Source organism: Catenibacterium sp. UBA627, from assembly GCF_002299355.1.
In the GTDB taxonomy this organism is placed as follows: domain Bacteria; phylum Bacillota_I; class Bacilli_A; order Erysipelotrichales; family Coprobacillaceae; genus Catenibacterium; species Catenibacterium mitsuoka.
Window position 1 is genome coordinate 11,217 of record NZ_DBPF01000126.1, and the last position, 250, is coordinate 11,466.

The following is a 250-nucleotide window of genomic DNA, read 5'->3' on the forward strand; positions in this document are numbered from 1 at the left end:
GCAAATCAGTTAAAAGAAAAAGAATTAGGTAACGATGAAGCCAACGAAATGGATATGGACTATGTAGAAGCTCTTGAATACGGTCTTCCACCAACTGGTGGTATGGGTATGGGTATCGACAGATTAGTTATGTTATTAACTGGTCAGGAAACTATCCGTGAAGTTATCTTATTCCCGACAATGAAGCCCCTCGACAAGTAAAAGTCGAAAAAAACCAGTGTTTATGCGGGTTTCGGGACTTTCTAAACCG

1 protein-coding gene is annotated in these 250 nt (G+C 40.4%); it reads left to right on the plus strand.

Going from position 1 to position 250, the window contains the following annotated elements; all coding sequences use genetic code 11:
• Positions 1 to 201 (plus strand): amino acid--tRNA ligase-related protein (locus tag B2S90_RS08705; RefSeq protein ID WP_286696890.1); only part of this gene is annotated, 201 nt, incomplete at its 5' end.
• Between the last annotated feature and the right edge of the window lie 49 nt (positions 202 to 250).